Below are 16,085 nucleotides of genomic sequence, written 5' to 3'. Positions count from 1 at the left end.
GAGCTAATGATGGATATCACTCACCTGGCCAGTTTCTATGAAGTGGTGCAGCGGGGCAGTTTCTCCGCCGCTGCCGATGCCCTGGGGGTGAGCAAGGGGATGCTGAGCCGCCATGTCAGCGCCCTGGAGTCCGCCCTCAATGCCCAGCTGCTCCAGCGCACGACCCGCAGACTCAGCCTGACCGAGGCGGGGAGGGTGCTTCACCAGCAGGCCGGCGAGATCTTTGCCCTGGCCCGGGAGGCGGAGGAGGGGATCCGCGCCCTGACCGAGGAGGACAGCGGCCGCCTGCGCTTCACCTGCCCGGTCAGCACGGGGGACCGCATGGTGAGCGAGCTGCTCGCCCGTTTTGCCGAACTGTGCCCCGGCGTCCAGGTCGAGCTCAACTTCACCAATGCCATGATCGACATGAGCCAGGGGGAGAATGACATCGCCCTGCGGGCCATGGAGCTGATCCCCGACAACCTGGTGGCCCTGCCGCTCGGCAGGCTCAAGGATGTGGTGGTGGCAAGCCCCGCCCTGCTGGCGCGAGAGGGGATCCCCGCCACTCCCTATGAGCTGGGGGGGCGCTCCTGCCTGCTGCAGGGCCACAACCCGGACTGGGAGCAGTGGCATTTTCGCCAGGGGGAGGAGGAGGCGCACATCCTGGTGCAGGGGCGAGTGCGGGCCAACCACTACAGCACCCTGCTGCAACTGGCCCGGGCGGGCATGGGCTTTGCCAAGTGCCCACTGATGCTGGTGGAGGCCAGCCTGGCCCGAGGGGAGCTGGTGGCCGTGCTGACGGAGTGGCAGACCGGCCTGCACCCGATCCATGTGTTGCACGCCCAGCAGCGCCGGGTGCCGCGCAAGATCCGGCTGTTCAAGCAGGTGCTGGCCCAGTGGTTTGCCGAGCGGCCCCATTATCTGCTGGGGTGAGCCTGCATCCCGTTATTTTTCTGTCATCTGGGGCTGCTACCCTGCGCCCTTCATCGCGAAAGGAGAGTCAGGGAATGAAGCGTCATCAGGGTTGGGCAGGGGTTGCGCTGCTGTGCTGCGGCGGTGTGCAGGCCGAGGTCAGGGTCGAGGTGCCCCGGGATTTCCAGATCCTGGCGGTGAGCGCCGGCAAGGTGCAGGACGAGCAGCATGCCGTGCTGGCCGACGGGGAGCAGCAACTGCTGGTGCGCTACGAGGGGGTGATCCCGAGTCGCAACAGCAGCGACAACGATCGCCAGGTTCGCTCCGAGCCTCAGGTGCTTCGCTATGAGGCCCGCGGGCAGTCGGTGCGCCTGCAGGCTCCCGTGCCTGCGGACGAGGCCGGGATGGAACGCTACGCCAGGGCCCCTGTCCTGGGCCTGGTGGCGGGGGAGCAGCCCCTCGAGGTGCGCCAGGATACGCTGATGGTGCAGGGGATGCAGATCGGCATGGACTGGCATGCCAGGCTGATGGAGTACAACCGTGGCGAGGGGCCTGCCGTGCTCGCCGGTGCGGCGGATGTGACTGCGGCCGCCGTGGCGACGCCCCGGGCCTCCTCCGTGCCGGCCAGCGCCCTGGAAGGGCAGTTGCAACAGCTTTTCCTGCAGGCGGACCCCGCGCTTCGCAAGCGCTTCATCGGTTGGGCCGTGCCGCGCCTTTAAGTTTGCTCCCCGTTGCAGTAACGTGGGCACATCTTTGATTCCCGATGTGCCCATGTTGATCAGCGAGGCCCCCATGTTTGAATTGCACCCCCGCCTTCAGGCGGATACCCGGATACTCGGGGATCTGCCCCTGTGCCGCGTCCTGCTGGCCAAAGACAGCCAGTATCCCTGGTTGATTCTGGTGCCCCGGGTCGCCAACCTGCGGGAGATCCATCATCTGGCCCCCGAGCAGCAACAGCAGTTGATGCAGGAGTCCTGCGCCGTCGCCACCCTGATGGAGCGGGCACTCGGCCCGGACAAGATCAACGTGGCGGCCCTCGGCAATCTGGTGCCTCAGCTGCACCTGCACCACGTGGCCCGCTTCAGCTCGGATGCGGCCTGGCCCGGTCCCATCTGGGGTGCCTGTCCCGCCATTCCCTATGAGGAGCAGGCCTTGCAAGGGGCGGCTGCCAGTTGGCAAAGCCGTCTGGCTACCCTGGATGGATTTCAGCCATTTCTGACTGATAATCCAGTCAAGTGAGAGGTGGCTCGCGCTTTGGGCACCGGGATCACGCAATCTGTTAGCGTATCGCGCCGGTGCATGGTGACATGGGCGACACGAGTGACAGCCCCATTATTTCGATCAGCAGGAAGGTTCCATGATAGTGACAAGATCCGAGGATGATGCCGTATTGACCACAGAGGACGTACTGCTGAGCCTGTGCAATTCGGTGACGAGCGTATTGAGTGCGGCGACCCAGACCCAGGTGCGCTTCTCCGGCATGGTGCAGCGGATCAGCAAGACCTGCCTCAAGCCTGACATCGGCTGTTTCGTGCTGTTTGACGGCGGCTTCTCCGGGCTGGTGGTGATCAACTTCTCCGCCGCCGCGGCCATGGAGCTCTACCAGAGCTACATGCTGAGCATGGGGCTCTCCAAGGAGGATCTTGCCATCTCCCACACCTCGGACGAGGTGAGCAACGTCATGGGCGAGCTGATGAACCAGATCGTCGGCAGCTTCACCACCAAGGTGGGGCGCGAGCTGCAGACCCACATCACCCAGAACCAGCCCAAAATGCTGGCGCTCAACAAGCAGGTGATGCTGAGCGTCGACACCAACCTCGACAATCCAGAGACCCGCCGGGTGACCTTCTTCACCGCCAGCAACAACATCTTCTATCTGGAGCTGGCCATGGACAAGACGGAGTTTATCCGGATCCATGATGGCGGCGTGCAGGAGGAGGTGGATCCCGACGAGCTGATCGCTCAGGCCAAGCAGTCAGCCAAACCGGCACCGGCGGCCGCGCCGGCGAGCAACGAGCACGACGATCTGCTGGATTCCCTCGGCATCTGATGATCGAGGGTTGTGCAAATGAAGAGGCCACCCCGGGGGTGGCCTCCTTGCTTGGTACGGGTCAGAAGTTGTAAAGCAGCCCGGTACTGAAGCGAAGCGCCTCGGCATCGTAGAAGTCGATGTCGGAGTCGGCGCTGGAGTAGGCCGCGGTGAAGGTGGCGGCAAGGGGTTTGATGCCGAACAGGTTGTGCCAGAAGAAGGTGCCATTGAGGGCGAACTCGCTGGCATCGGCGCGCTGGCCGAACAGGGGATTCGCCTCGTCATACTTGCGCTTGCCGGCGTAGAGGTTGCTCACGATGGACCACTGGGAGGTGCGCTTGGCATAGGTCAGCTGCAGACCGGTATTCTTGAAGCTCTCCGCACTCCCGTCCAGGCGGGCCTCCTTGTAGAGGAAGGCGGGCTCCAGCAGCTGGTCGCCGCCGAAGTGGTACTGGTAGGAGACAGCCAGGTCGTGGACCTTGCCGTTGCGGCTCAGCATGGAGGCGTAGTGGGTGCCGTGGGTCAGGTCATATTGCTGGCCGCTGCGCTCCTCGTCGAGCTCCACTTCCCGGCTGGTCAGGGTGGCGTAGACGTTGCTGCCCCAGATCCTGTCCCAGGCAAAGCGCACCCCTTTCGAGGTGAGATCGGTGGCGCTGCGGTCCACGCCGGTGGCGAAGGGATCGCTCCACACTTCCACCGGCATGAGGTTGAACACCAGGGAGGTGGCGACGATACCCTTGTCACCCATCTCCTGGCGCAGACCGAGTTGCTGGGTAAAGTCGAAGCGCACCGCGTCCTGGATGAGGTTGCCGAGGAAGACCTGGGTGCGGGTATCGGCGAAGGTGTAGCGGATATCGGCATTGAGCAGCGGGCTCAGACCGCTTTCGCGGCCGGGGGAGCCCAGATCATCGATACGGCTGTTGCTGTCGTCACCGGCATAGAAGTTGGACTTGTGGCTGCCGGCATTGACTCCGCCCAGCAGAAAACCGGACCAGCCGGTCTGGCGGGGGATCTCCCCCAGATCGGCGTGGGCGGTGGTGGCGACCAGCAGGCCAAGGCTCAACAGAACATGATTTCGCATCGGGTATGCTCCTGACATAACGAATGAGAAGGGTGACAGTGTGCCCCGGTATTCCGGTGGAACCGGTGCTGACTGAGGCATGGCAGGCATGCTACCCCAGCCGGAGTGTGACGTTAATCAATAATTGAATACGCGACGGACAAGAGTTCATGGCGCCGTACTGGTATCCTGTTTGCGCAAGAAAAGGGGAGAAAACAACGAGATGAAGCAGATCAAATCCTGGGCGCAATATTACGTCGACCTGATGACCAAGCTGGGACTGGTGCGCTTCAGCATGTTCCTGGCCACCGCCATCATAGTGCTGGCCGTTTCGATCCAGATGGGGGTGACCCTGTTTTTGCGCGGCACCGTGGACATCGTCGACCTGGTGCGCTCTGTCTTCTTCGGTCTGCTGGTGACCCCCTGGGCCGTCTATTTTCTCTCCATCGTGGTGGATCAGCTGGAGGACTCCCGACAGCGGTTGACCCGGATGGTGCGCAAGTTGCAAGACATGCGCGAGCGGGATCTCGAGCTCAACAGCCAGTTGCAGGAGAACATCAGCCGCCTCAATGCCCAGATCGCCGAGACCAACCGGGCCGAGACCCTGCGCCAGCAAGCCATCGAGGATCTCGAAAACGAAGTGTTCCAGCGGGAGAAGGCCCAGCTGCATCTGGGGGAGCGTACCGCCCTCTTGCGCTCGTTCATCGACTGCTCCCCCGATCTGGTCTATTACCGCAACGAGGACGAGCAGTTCTCCGGTTGCAACCGCGCCATGGAGGAGCTCACCGGCAAGGTGGAGGCGGAACTCATCGGCCTGACCCCGTTCGATGTCTACAAGCACGACATCGCCAGCAAGGTGGTGGAGACCGACAAGCAGGTCTTCGCCCAGAACGAGCCGCTCACCTATGAGCAGTGGCTGGAGTATCCCGATGGCCGCAAGGCCTACTTCGAGCTGCGCAAGGTGCCCTTCTTCGACCGCTTCGGCAAGCGGCTCGGCCTGCTCGGCTTTGGTCGCGACATCACCGAGCGCAAGCAGTACCAGGACAAGCTGGAGAAGGCGAGTCGGGACAAGACCACCTTCATCTCCACCATCAGCCACGAGCTGCGCACCCCGCTCAATGGCATCGTCGGCCTGAGCCGGATGCTGATGGATACGCCCCTCGATGCCAGACAGCAGCAGCAACTCAAGACCATCCACCTGAGCGCGGTGACGCTCGGCAACATCTTCAACGACATCATCGATCTGGACAAGCTCGACCGTCGCCGGCTGGAGATTGCGCCGGCTCCGCTGGATTTGCCCGCCTTCCTCGACGAGCTGGAGACGCTGTCGCGCATCCAGGCGGAGCAGAAGGGGCTCTACCTGCACTTCGACCGGGACGGCGACATGCCCCAGTTCGTGATGGCGGACGGCACCCGGCTGCGCCAGGTGCTGTGGAACCTGGTGGGCAATGCGGTCAAGTTCACCGATGAAGGGGGCGTCACCATACGCTGTCTCGCCCACGCCGCTGATGAACCGGGCAAGCTGGCGCTGCACTTCGAGGTGGAAGACACCGGGGTGGGCATTCCCCGCGCCCAGCAGGAGAAGATCTTCGCCATGTACTATCAGGTGCAGGGCAAGAAGCACGCCACCGGCACCGGCATCGGCCTTGCGGTCTCCCGCCAGCTGGTGCAGGCCATGGGCGGTCAACTCTATGTGGACAGCGACCCGGGCGAAGGCGCCTGCTTCACCGCCGAGCTGGAGGTGGACTGCGTCGAGCCCAGGGCCGCAGCCCCGGAGCCAGAGATGCCCTCCCTCGACATCCTGCTGGTGGAGGATGTGGAGCTGAACGTCACCGTGGCCTGCGCCCTGCTGAACAAGCTCGGCCATCAGGTCAAGGTGGCGCGGGATGGTGCAGAGGCGCTGGCCATGGCCAACCCGGATGATTTCGACTTGATCCTGCTCGACATCCAGCTGCCGGACATGACGGGGTTCGATGTGGCGGAGCAACTGCTCGCGCGCTACGGCGACAGCTTGCCCCCCATGGTGGCGCTCACCGCCAACGCCACCGGCGATCGCCAGTACTACCGGGATCACGGCATGCAGGATGTGATCAACAAGCCGCTGGGCTCCAAGGCGGTGCGGGAGGTGATAGGCCACCTGTTTGCGGATCTCGCCGGGGACGAGGCGGACGAGCAGGACGATGTCCACCATCAGGATGCCCTGCTGGATCTGCCCTTCCTCACCGATTACGCCAGCACGGTCGGCAAGCCGGTGCTGCTCTCCAGCGTCGAGCTGTTCGAGAAGATGATGCCGGATTACATGGCGGTGCTCGACTCCAACCTGATTGCCAGGGATCAGGCCGGTGTGGTGGAGGAGGCCCACAAGATCAAGGGGGCGGCGGGCTCCATCGGCCTGCGCCGGTTGCAGCAGACGGCCCAGCTCATCCAGAGCCCGGATCACCCCGCCTGGTGGGAGAACGTGGAAGACTGGATTGAAACCCTGCGCCGGGAATACCCGGGTGACATCGCCCGCCTGCGGCGCTGGCTGCTCTCGTAGACACGACGCCTCAGGCAAGGAGCCACGACATGTATGACCGTTTGATCCCCCCCGAGCGCATTCACCCCTGGGGAGACGAAGACCTGCTGGAGGCGACGGAGCAGGACCGCACCCGCATCGTGCAGGCGGCGCCGGTGCGCCGCCTGCAGCAGAAGACCCAGGTCTTCCCGCTCGATGTGAAAGCCTCGGTGCGCAGCCGCCTCACCCATTCGCTGGAGGTACAGGAGACCGGTCGCCAGATCAGTCGCCGCATCCTGGCGGCGTTGCCAGCCGGAGTGGTGTGCGAGGGGGCCTTCATCAATCTGGTGGAGATGTCCTGCCTGTTGCACGATGTCGGCAACCCGCCGTTTGGCCATTTCGGCGAGCAGGTGATGAGTCAGTGGCTTGCCCAGGAGCTGGACGGCCTCTTCTCCCGTGCCCACGACGAGTTGCCGAGCCCCCAGTGGGCAACCCTTCGCCAGGATCTGCTGGTGTTTGACGGCAATGCCCAGAGCCTGCGACTGGTGCACAGCCTGCATGAGCTGAACCTCACCCTGGGGCAGCTGGCGGCGCTGTGCAAATACCCGCAGCAGCCCCTGCCGGGCCTGCACCATCCCCAGGGCTATGGTCAGCACCACGGCTGGACCAGCAAGCGCGGCATCTTCTTCAGCGAACAACCCCTCTATCGTGCCCTCGGCCAGAGCCTGGGGCTGGCCGAGGGGTGCCGTCATCCGCTGGTCTACATCATGGAGGCGGCGGACGACATTTCTTACTGCATCGCCGATCTCGAGGATGCGGTGGACAGGCGCATCCTCACCCAGAGCGAGCTGCTGGCAGCTCTGCGCGAGGCGGACGAGGGCGGTTACATGGCCGACCTGCTCGATGAGGCGCTTGCCTCCGGTCGGGGGTTCTTCCCCCATTTTCGCCAGCATCTGACCCGGGATCTGGTGGCGCTGGCCGCCCATACCTATGTGGCCGAGCACGATCAGATCCTGAGCGGGGCCTATCCCCAGGCGCTGCTGCACGGTCAGGCTCCGGCAGCCCGGGTACTCGATACCCTCAAACGGGTGGCTCGCGAGCTGGTGTTCATGCGCCCGGAGGTGGAGGCGCTGGAGCTGGAAGGCTATGCCGCCCTGCGCGGGGTGCTCTCCACCTACGCCTGCCTGCTGGCCCTGCCTGCCAGCCAGTTCGAGCGGCTGCTCGCAGGCAACGGCGGGAGCGAGCTCTTCTTCGCCCGGCGGTTGTTCCACCGCCTCTCTGCCCGCCACCTCAAGGCGTACCGACTGGCGGTGGCGAGCCGGGATCCCCGTTTCGAAAAGGAGAGCGAGCAGGAGTGGTACTACCGGGTGCGGCTGCTGCTCGATTATGTGAGCGGCATGACGGATACCTATGCGCTGGAGGAGTTCCGGCTGTTGTCAGGGATTTGACTGAACCTCTTTTTGGCCGCATTCCACCCATATGGGTGGGAGAGATATTGCGTAAAATTCGGTGTTTTTTTACACTGCGGCAACTTGTTCAACTTTCACACGGTAAGGAGACGACCATGCAACATTCCATGTTCAACGTTGCGTTCGATCGCTGCTCTGGCAGCGCGAAGACTCGTGCTCTTTATTTGCCGCGTGGAGGGGACAGGTAACACCTGCTTTTTTCATCACCCGCGGTTGTCCCGCAGGGTGATCACCTCTCTCCGGGGGAACCGCACGTTCAACTGGAGAATATTATGTCTATCGAACTCGCCCTGCTGCGCCACGTAGAGACCCTGGTTCAAAAAAGGATCACCTGGCTGGAGCGTCGCGTCAGCTACCTGCACCTTTCGCCTGCCCTGCTCAAAGACATCGGGCTGGAAGGCAAGGAAGTGCAGATCGCCCACATCCGTGAGCGGGAGTTTCAAACCGGTTTCCGGCTCGGGAACCGAATAACCTGATGGGAGGGGGCATGGCCCCCGACCTGGTGGATGGCAGGCCTGGGCCTGCCATTTTTCTTTCCTGATGAGCATTGTCTCAATTTAGTTGTCGCACATTGCGCCAAACACTCTATGATCCCCCTCCGTTTCGTATGGGAGTTGATAATGTTCCGCCGCTGCTGTCGTCTCATCCTGCTATGTGGTCTGGCTTTCTGGAGCCTGATGGTTGCGGCTGCGCCGGCGCAACTGGACCAGAGCAACTTCACCCTGGACGAACTGCACTGGCTTGCCACCCATGATGAACTGGTCGTCGGCATGCCTTCGGCGGCCTGGCCACCCTATGTCTATACCGATGGGCGCGGCAACTTCACCGGCCCCCTGGATGAGTTCGCCTCCCAGATTGCAGCCAGGCTGGGGGTGAGCCTTCGCTACCGTGCCTATGCCAACAATGCGGCGGTCCAGCAGGCCTTGCTGGATGGCAAGGTCGACATGTTGATCGGGGTGGCACCGAGCCCGACCCGCACCCTGCAGATGCAATTTACCTCCGAGCTGATGGCACTGCCCCGCGCCGTGCTGCTGACGGGGGGGCGGGAGAGCCTCTCCCTGGAGGAGGCCTATGGGGTGCGCTGGGTCTGCGTCTTCGGTGTCAGCGCCTGCGATGAGCTGCTGCGCCTTGGGATCTCGAACCTGATCACGGCCGACAGCCGGGACGAGGCGATCTTCATGCTCAAGGAGGGCAAGGCGGATGCCTACCTGGCCGAGCTGCCCATGCTGAACAGGCTGCAAGCCATGGCGGGCATGGCGCTGGCCAGGATCGACTGGATGAGGGATACCTCCCTCGCCATGGCCGTGGCGCCCAGGAATGATGTCTTGCAGGGATTGCTGGAGCGGGCCCTCGAGGATATCTCTCCCCTCGAGCGTCGCGCCATTCTGGAGGCGGGGGATATCCTCGACTATGCCCTGGTGAAAAGGAGCAGGGAGATCGTCTTCAATCCGCAGGAGCAGGCGTGGTTGCAAGCACATCCGGTCATCCGCTACGGGGTTGCCCCGGATTGGCCCGGGATGAGCGAGGTGGACGACAGGGGGCGGCTCAAGGGGCTCATTGCCGATCTGCTGACACTGATGAGCCAGCGTGCCGGGCTCCAGTTCACCCTGGTGCCGACCCGGAGCTGGGCCCAGAGCATGGCGCTCTTCCAGGATCGCAAGCTGGATCTCATCCCGGCCATGACTCCCACCGCGGAGCGTCAGCAGTTTGCCCGGTTTACCCCCAACTACGCGTCGATCAACCGGGTGGTCGTGGCGAGGCAGGGGATGGCCGAGCTCACCGCCGCCAGGGCACTGAAAGGGCACAGGGTGGGCATGGTAGGGGGCTCGGTGGAGCAGGTCTTGCTGAACGAGGTGGGGGCCATCGCCGTGCCGGTGGCCAGCGATGCCGAATTGCTGCCCCTGCTGGACCAGCAGAAGGTCGACTATGTGCTGATGAGCACCACCACCCTGGAGCAGTCGTTGCAAAAGGGATTCAGCGACCGCTACCAGGTGGTCTTCTCCGGCAGCGACCTGCGGGTACCCATCGCCATGGCGACCCAGTTGCAGGACCCCATGCTGCAGCAGATCCTCACCAAGGTGTTGATCGCCATTCCCCCCGACGAGCTCTCCGCCCTGGAGAAAAAGTGGCTCTCCCTGACCATACAGACGGGACTGGATCCGAAGACGGTGCTGCTCTGGTCCTCCCTTGGCGGCGGCATCTTCCTGCTCTGCCTCTTGCTGTTCATGGGCTGGAACCGGACGCTGCGCCGCCAGATCAGCCAGCGGCGGGAGGCCGAGCGGCGGCTCGAGGAGCAGCTGGTGTTTGTCCAGATGATGCTGGATGCCCTGCCCAACCAGGTGGTGCTGACCAACGAGCGCTATGAAGTGGCAATGACGAACCGGGCGTACCGGCAGATGTTTCTCGGCGGGGAGAACCTGACGGGCTCCTATGAGCGGTTGCTCCAGGATCGATTGCCCGAGTCGATCCGTGCCAGGGTGATGGAGGAGGATGCCAGCGTCTGGGAGAGCGGAGAGGAGCTCCATGGCCGGGGCGAGATCCGGTTTGATGACGATCGCCTGCACCAGATGATATACACCAAGCGGCTCTTTGCGGGGCCCGATGACAAGCGGCTCGGGATCCTGACCGTGCTGACCGACGTGACCGAGCTGGAGCAGGCGCGGTTTGCGGCCCAGGAGGCGCAGACCCGGCTGACCCAGATCACCGACAGCATGCCGGGTCTGGTCTATCAGTATCACTGGCTTGGGCCGGGCAAGGGGCACTTCCTCTACACCTCGCAAGGGGTCAGGGAGATGGTGGGGGTCGAAGAGGACCTGGTCGGCATGGCGGTCACCGGTGCCTCCATCCTGGGGCTGACAGGCAAGGCGCACGAGGACTTCGTGGCCACGGTGGATCGTCATGCCCTGAGCATGCAGCCGCTGGATCTCGAGGTGGAGATCCGGCGCCAGGGGGAGGCGGGCTATTTGCAGATCCGTGGTCACTTCGTTCACCAGGAGGGGCTTGAAGGGGTCATATTGAACGGCGTGGTGCAGGACATCACCAAGCTCAAGCGCCAGGAGCTGGAGCTGCGCCAGGCCAGGCGGGTGGCGGAGGAGGCGACCCAGGCGCGCAGCCGCTTCCTCGCCACCATGAGTCATGAACTTCGCACTCCCATCTCCGGCATGCACGGCATGCTGGAGCTGCTGCAAATGAGTGCGCTGGACGACGATCAGCGCTACATGTTGCGCAATATCTCGACCTCCACCAACCATCTGCTCTATCTGGTGAACGACATCCTGGACTTCTCCAAGATGGAAGCCGGGCAGTTGCAACTGCACCCCCATCACTGCCGCCTGACCTCGGTGATTTGCGATGTCATCCGGGGACATGCGGCCCTGGCCTATGGCAAGGGGCTCAACGTGACGCTGCGGTGGGGGAAGACGGTGCCGGATCTGGCCTGCATTGACGGGATAAGGGTGGGGCAGGTGATCTCCAATCTGTTGAACAACGCGGTGAAGTTCACCGAGGCAGGGGCGATCGCCATCCAGGTGGATTATGAAGACGACCGGCTGGCCTTCCGGGTCCGGGATACCGGGATCGGCATCGCCCTGGAGCAGCAGCGCACCCTCTTCATCCCGTTCAAGCAGGTGGAGTCCGACACCAACCGCCGGTTTGGCGGCACCGGGCTTGGGCTTGCCATCTGTCATCAACTCACCCAGAAAATGGGGGGGAGCCTGACCCTGGAAAGTACCCCCGGAATGGGCACCTGCGTGACCTTCACGCTGCCCCTGGCCGAGTGCCAGTGGGAAGCGCCGCCCCTGACCGGTCAGGTATGGTGGTGGTTTGGGGAGGATGAGGGGCTGGAATCGGTGATGGCCAGGCTGGGCGCCAGACTGGTTCGCATGGAGGCACACCATTGGCAGCAGCCCCTCGAGGGGCATCTGCTGGCGCAGGAGAATCACCTGGAACAGGCCCTTGGCAGTGACTGGCTGGCCTGTTTGCAGCGTTCGAACCTCAAGGGCATAGTACTCTCTCCCCATGAGGCCCTGCGGGGGCGCATGGGGGGCGACGCCTGGTGGCGACTGGGACAATCGCCTCTCTACCCCGATCTGTTGCTGGAAACCTGCCAGTCACTGTTCAACCAGCAGGCGAGCCAGTCGATGGGGATGGAGGGGGAGAAGCTCAGGGGGCGGGTGCTGGTGGCGGATGATCACCCCGTCAACCGGGCATTGCTGACGAGACAGCTCGCTATCCTGGGGCTTGAATCCGAGGTGGTGGAAGATGGCGAGGAGGCGCTGCGCGCCTGGCAGGGGCAGGACTTCGCCCTGCTGCTGACCGACTGCCACATGCCGGTGATGGATGGCTATGCCCTCACGCTAGCCTTGCGGGATGCCGGGGACAGTGCTCCCATTATCGGGGTGACGGCCGATACCTCTGAGGAGGCGAGCCAACAGATGCGTGATGCCGGCATGAACGACATGCTGTTCAAGCCCTACAGCCTGGATGCCCTGAGCCAGACCCTGGGACGCTGGTTGCCGACTCAGGAAGAACAGCTCGCCTCGGAGGCGCCCCGGCAAGCCAGGGTTCAGCTGCCAGGCATAAGCTGGTTGACCCTGTTCGGGGATGAGGCGGTGGCTCGCAGCATGGCCAGCGAATACCTGGAAGCCAACGAGCAGGATGGCGAGGACATGAGGCTGGCGCTGGCCAGCCAGGATACCCAGGCGCTGGTGGAGACGGCACATCGCATCAAGGGGGCCGCGCGCATGGTAGGACAGCAGGCATTGGCAGAGGAGGCGGCCCGGCTGGAGGCGGCGGCCAGATTGAAACAACTGGACAAGCTCGATGACCTGGCCAGGGCGGTACAGGCATTGATGGACTCTATCAGAGGTGAAACGGGGTTATGGCTCGATGAATAGCGCACGGCATGAGTTGGCGATCATGGTGGTGGAGGATCACAACTTCCAGCGCAAGGCCCTGATGCACCAGATCCGCGGACTGGGCTACGGCAACCTGCTGGAGGCGCAGGACGGGGAGGAGGCGCTGGCACAGTGCCAGCACCACAGGGTCGACATCCTGTTCTGCGATCTGCGCATGCCGGGCATGGATGGCATGGCGCTGCTGCGCCGCCTCTCCCTTGGCGGGTTCCGCGGCGGCATTGTGCTGTGCAGCGCCCTGGAGGATGACGTGGTCGATGCCGTGCTGCGCATGAGCCGGGCCTATGGCCTGCAGGTGTTGGGGCGCATCGAGAAACCCGCGTCTCCCCAGCAGATCGCGCAGCTCATCGGTGCCTGGCGGCCCCAGCAGGTGCGCAGCCAGGAAGAGGATGGTTATCACCTGACCCTGGATGAGCTGCGCCGGGCGCTGGATCAGGACCAGTTGCTGCCCTGGTATCAACCCAAGGTGGGTTTTCACAATGGGGAGTGGCTCGGCATGGAGGCGCTTGCCCGCTGGCAGCACCCCGAATATGGCCTCATCTCGCCGGCCCGTTTCATCCCGCTGGCGGAGCACAACGGGCTCATCGACCCGCTCACCGAGGTGATCATCGGCAAGGCGCTGCGGGACGGCCACCTGTGGGAGAAGACCGGGCTCTCCCTGAACCTGTCGATGAACCTCTCCACCACCTCCCTCATCGAGGGGGATCTGTGCAACACCCTGCTTAGCCACTGCCAGCGCTGGAGCATCAACCCCGAGCTCATCACCCTCGAAGTGACCGAGAGCGCCTTCGTCAAGGATCTCGGCAAGTCGCTGGAGGTGCTGACCCGCTTGCGGATGCACGGTTTTGGTCTCTCCATCGATGATTTCGGGACCGGCTACTCCTCCATGCAGCAGCTCGCCCTGCTCCCCTTTACCGAGTTGAAACTGGACAGATCCTTCGTGGATCGCTGCTATGAAGATCCCTCTCGCCTAGCCATCATCGAGTCCAGCATCGAGCTGGCTCGCAAGTTGGGCTTGAAATCGGTGGCCGAGGGGGTCGAAGATGAGGCGACCTGGCAATTGCTGGCGAAGCTGGGGTGCGATCAATGCCAGGGCTTCTTCTCCGCCCGTCCCATGCCCCGCGAGGAGCTGATGGGATGGCATCAGGGTTGGCGGGCTCGTTTGCCCGCGCTCATCAGACGCTAATCCCGGGCAGGATGCCCGACGAATTCCAAGGATGGCCATGAAAATATCAAGCAAGTTGTTGTTGAGCTTCTGTTTTATCAACCTGCTCATCATTCTCTCCTCCGCCCTTGTCTATCATCAGCTCGGCCGGATCGAAGGCTCGCAAGATGCCTTGCTGGCCCAGGCCCTGCCCGCCCTGCAGCGGGACGAGGCGAGCCAGAAAGCCCTGATTGCCACCGTTTCATCCCTGCGGGCCTATCTCATCCTCGGCAAGGATCCGGCACAGGGTGATCGCATCAAGCAGGAGTGGGAAGAGGCCTGGCACGCCATCGATCGCCAGCGTTTCACCCCCGACCTGACCCGGGCTCTCAAGGATTTCAAGGGGGCACAGTCACAGGTGTGGGCCCTGGCTCACACCGAAGAGAACCTGCCCGCCCACACCCTGATGCTGCTGGAGGCCGGCCCCCTGGCGGAGTCGGCCCTCGATCAGTTGCAGTCTTTTGCCAATGAAGAGGTGGCGACGCCCCAGGCGACGTTGCCCGGTGACAGGCGCCTGCTGCTCAAGCAGGTGGGGGATGCCTACAACAGCCTGGGCAATGCGCTCTCCGCCCTGCGGGATTTCCTCATCTCGGGGGAGAAGGAGTACCTGGACAAGTATCGGGACTACTACCAGTTCCACCAGCAGCGGGTGGCCGAGCTGAAACAGCAGGAGGCCAACTTCACCGAGGCACAAAAGGGGCTCTGGACGCTCTTTGAAGAGATGTCAGCCCCCTTTGCAGAGCTGGTCGGTCAGGTGATCGAGAAGCGCCAGGCCCCGGACTGGGACAGGGCCAACCACCTGATGGCCACCGAGATAGAGCCCGCCCTGACCCGGCTGGCGGATCAGCTGGCGACCCAGGTGACCCATACCCGTGCCGAGGTGGACAAGATGGCGGGGGAGATGGCGGCCGCCAGTCAGACCATTCACCGCACCCTGCTGCTGGCCACCACCAGCGTCATCCTGCTGGGCACCCTGGTGGCCCTGCTGTTCAGCCGGCGCCTGACCCGGGACATCGCCAGCCTGGTGAAACGGGCGGGCCTGGTGGCCGATGGCCGCCTCCCCGTCACCCCCTTGCCCGTGCTTCGTCAGGATGAGCTGGGAGGGCTCACGGGCTCCATCAACCGGATGTCGGCACAGTTGCGCGAGCTGGTGGGGGAGATCCAGGGGGCGGTCGGTCAGGTGGAAGGGGCTGGCCGCGAGGTGGGCCAGACCACCAATGCCATCGTGGATGATCTGGCGAGCCAGAATCAGCGGCTCGATGCGGTGGCAGCCGCCATCGAGCAGATGTCGGTCAGTACCCGGGATGTGGCGGGCAACATTGCGGACGCGGCGGGAGCGGCTCGCCAGACCGAGCAACAGGCAAGGGAGGGAGAGCAGGCCCTCGCCCGCATGGGGACCACCATGGCGCAGATTGGTGCCATGATTGCCCAGGCAAACCAGGCGATGACGCAGCTCAGCAGCCAGAGCGAGCAAGTGGGGAGGGTCACCGAAGTGATCGCCACCATCGCCGAGCAGACCAATCTGCTGGCACTCAATGCGGCCATCGAGGCGGCGCGGGCCGGTGAGCAGGGACGGGGATTTGCCGTGGTGGCCGATGAAGTGAGGCAGTTGGCCAGCCGCACCAGCGCATCGACCATGGAGATCAACCAGACCATTGCCAGCATCCAGCAGCAGACCCGGGAGACCGCGGATACCGTGGGCAGCGGCACCCTGCTGGTGGAGCAGGGGCGCGGCGCCGTGGCCTCGGTGACCGAGACCCTGGAGTCGATGGCGACGCTGGTGCAGGATCTCAGCGGCCAGCTTGCCGCCATCGCCACCGCCACCGAGCAGCAGTCAAGGGCGGCGCAGGAGGTGGCGGGCACGGTGGAGGAGATTGCTGGGCTCAGCCATCAGTCCAGCGAGCATGGCCAGCAGGGGGAGCAGATCGCCGCCCGCCTGACCCGGGAGACGGGGAGACTGACATCGGCCATCAGCCGCTTCGAACTGGATGCCTGACGCAAGGGAGAGAAAAACGGGGCAGACCT

At 63.8% G+C, this 16,085-nt stretch carries 11 protein-coding genes; 10 read left to right on the top strand and 1 reads right to left on the bottom strand.

Translation table 11 applies throughout. The features are described from left to right. Positions 1-9: 9 nt before the first annotated feature. The 4 genes from AB5Y89_RS18205 to AB5Y89_RS18190 all read left to right on the top strand — a co-directional run bounded on the left by AB5Y89_RS18205 (position 10) and on the right by AB5Y89_RS18190 (position 2,941). Complete coding sequence (locus AB5Y89_RS18205; RefSeq protein ID WP_042016837.1) at positions 10-912, top strand: LysR family transcriptional regulator; 903 nt, start codon at positions 10-12, stop codon at positions 910-912. Positions 913-986: 74 nt separating this feature from the next. Then, entirely contained in the window at positions 987-1,610 is a 624-nt protein-coding gene (locus AB5Y89_RS18200; RefSeq protein ID WP_368224246.1) for a DUF2057 domain-containing protein, read from the top strand. A 73-nt stretch (positions 1,611-1,683) separates the two neighbouring features. Further along, on the top strand, positions 1,684-2,130 hold the full coding sequence (locus tag AB5Y89_RS18195; protein ID WP_048208798.1) for an HIT domain-containing protein: 447 nt from the start codon (positions 1,684-1,686) through the stop codon (positions 2,128-2,130). Positions 2,131-2,248: 118 nt separating this feature from the next. Beyond that, positions 2,249-2,941: a DUF3334 family protein gene (locus AB5Y89_RS18190; RefSeq protein ID WP_029313837.1), complete on the top strand. Its 693-nt coding sequence runs from the start codon at positions 2,249-2,251 to the stop codon at positions 2,939-2,941. Between the two features lie 61 nt (positions 2,942-3,002). Here AB5Y89_RS18190 and AB5Y89_RS18185 read toward each other — a convergent pair whose 3' ends face one another. After that, on the bottom strand, positions 3,003-4,001 hold the full coding sequence (locus AB5Y89_RS18185; RefSeq protein ID WP_324037141.1) for a DUF2860 family protein: 999 nt from the start codon (positions 3,999-4,001) through the stop codon (positions 3,003-3,005). Positions 4,002-4,203: 202 nt separating this feature from the next. Between AB5Y89_RS18185 and arcB the strand changes: the two genes are divergently transcribed. The 6 genes from arcB (at position 4,204) to AB5Y89_RS18155 (ending at position 16,056) form a co-directional block, all read left to right on the top strand. Further along, complete coding sequence (gene arcB / locus AB5Y89_RS18180; protein ID WP_368224245.1) at positions 4,204-6,516, top strand: aerobic respiration two-component sensor histidine kinase ArcB; 2,313 nt, start codon at positions 4,204-4,206, stop codon at positions 6,514-6,516. A gap of 29 nt (positions 6,517-6,545) precedes the next feature. After that, positions 6,546-7,922 (top strand): dGTPase, encoded by a 1,377-nt coding sequence (dgt, locus tag AB5Y89_RS18175; protein WP_368224244.1) that lies wholly within the window; start codon positions 6,546-6,548, stop codon positions 7,920-7,922. Between the two features lie 293 nt (positions 7,923-8,215). Beyond that, positions 8,216-8,419 carry a hypothetical protein gene (locus tag AB5Y89_RS18170; RefSeq protein WP_368224243.1) on the top strand — a complete coding sequence of 68 codons (204 nt, stop codon included), beginning with the start codon at positions 8,216-8,218 and terminating at the stop codon, positions 8,417-8,419. A 144-nt stretch (positions 8,420-8,563) separates the two neighbouring features. Next, positions 8,564-12,838 carry a transporter substrate-binding domain-containing protein gene (locus AB5Y89_RS18165; RefSeq protein WP_368224242.1) on the top strand — a complete coding sequence of 1,425 codons (4,275 nt, stop codon included), beginning with the start codon at positions 8,564-8,566 and terminating at the stop codon, positions 12,836-12,838. Continuing rightward, positions 12,831-14,042 (top strand): EAL domain-containing protein, encoded by a 1,212-nt coding sequence (locus AB5Y89_RS18160; protein WP_124245406.1) that lies wholly within the window; start codon positions 12,831-12,833, stop codon positions 14,040-14,042. Before AB5Y89_RS18165 ends, AB5Y89_RS18160 begins: the two co-directional genes overlap by 8 nt. Positions 14,043-14,079: 37 nt before the next feature. After that, positions 14,080-16,056: a methyl-accepting chemotaxis protein gene (locus AB5Y89_RS18155; RefSeq protein ID WP_039040956.1), complete on the top strand. Its 1,977-nt coding sequence runs from the start codon at positions 14,080-14,082 to the stop codon at positions 16,054-16,056. Positions 16,057-16,085: the final 29 nt, after the last annotated feature.

It is taken from the genome of Aeromonas sp. s4, assembly GCF_040907855.1.
Lineage (GTDB): Bacteria > Pseudomonadota > Gammaproteobacteria > Enterobacterales > Aeromonadaceae > Aeromonas > Aeromonas caviae.
The sequence above is the reverse complement of the archived record's forward strand: the minus strand, read 5'-3'. Positions and strand labels throughout refer to the sequence as shown.

Excerpts from the sequence above, each read along its gene's own strand:
- AB5Y89_RS18200 (WP_368224246.1), top strand. The coding sequence starts at position 987 with ATGAAGCGTCATCAGGGTTGGGCAGGGGTTGCGCTGCTGTGCTGCGGC.
- AB5Y89_RS18170 (WP_368224243.1), top strand. The coding sequence starts at position 8,216 with ATGTCTATCGAACTCGCCCTGCTGCGCCACGTAGAGACCCTGGTTCAA.
- AB5Y89_RS18165 (WP_368224242.1), top strand. The coding sequence starts at position 8,564 with ATGTTCCGCCGCTGCTGTCGTCTCATCCTGCTATGTGGTCTGGCTTTC.
- arcB (WP_368224245.1), top strand. The coding sequence starts at position 4,204 with ATGAAGCAGATCAAATCCTGGGCGCAATATTACGTCGACCTGATGACC.
- dgt (WP_368224244.1), top strand. The coding sequence starts at position 6,546 with ATGTATGACCGTTTGATCCCCCCCGAGCGCATTCACCCCTGGGGAGAC.
- AB5Y89_RS18155 (WP_039040956.1), top strand. The coding sequence starts at position 14,080 with ATGAAAATATCAAGCAAGTTGTTGTTGAGCTTCTGTTTTATCAACCTG.
- AB5Y89_RS18205 (WP_042016837.1), top strand. The coding sequence starts at position 10 with ATGGATATCACTCACCTGGCCAGTTTCTATGAAGTGGTGCAGCGGGGC.
- AB5Y89_RS18160 (WP_124245406.1), top strand. The coding sequence starts at position 12,831 with ATGAATAGCGCACGGCATGAGTTGGCGATCATGGTGGTGGAGGATCAC.
- AB5Y89_RS18195 (WP_048208798.1), top strand. The coding sequence starts at position 1,684 with ATGTTTGAATTGCACCCCCGCCTTCAGGCGGATACCCGGATACTCGGG.
- AB5Y89_RS18185 (WP_324037141.1), bottom strand. The coding sequence starts at position 4,001 with ATGCGAAATCATGTTCTGTTGAGCCTTGGCCTGCTGGTCGCCACCACC.
- AB5Y89_RS18190 (WP_029313837.1), top strand. The coding sequence starts at position 2,249 with ATGATAGTGACAAGATCCGAGGATGATGCCGTATTGACCACAGAGGAC.